This window comes from Psychrobacter coccoides, from assembly GCF_017498085.1.
GTDB classification, from domain to species: domain Bacteria; phylum Pseudomonadota; class Gammaproteobacteria; order Pseudomonadales; family Moraxellaceae; genus Psychrobacter; species Psychrobacter coccoides.
Map to the genome: position 1 here is coordinate 1 of NZ_JAGBKM010000078.1, position 233 is coordinate 233.

Annotated in this window: 1 pseudogene; it reads left to right on the plus strand. The window is 42.1% G+C overall.

Features of this window, described 5'->3' with window-relative positions:
• Positions 1-39: 39 nt before the first annotated feature.
• Positions 40-233 (plus strand): annotated as a pseudogene (locus J3492_RS13145) (RNA-guided endonuclease InsQ/TnpB family protein); the annotation flags it as partial.

Genomic DNA, 233 nt, shown 5'->3' on the forward strand with positions numbered 1-233 from the left:
TGCCTTGATAACCAAACGCATTGAGATCATAATTAATCCATGAAAACGCTCAAACTACGCATCAAAGACAAACACGCCAAGCAGCTCAATATCTTAGCTGGGTCGGTTAATTTTGTCTGGAATTACGTCAATGAGCTAAGTTTTAAACACCTTAAGCGCACAGGTAAATTCTTTTCAGCCTATGACTTGGCCGCTTACACTAAAGGGGCGGGTGAATACCTGAATCTGCACAG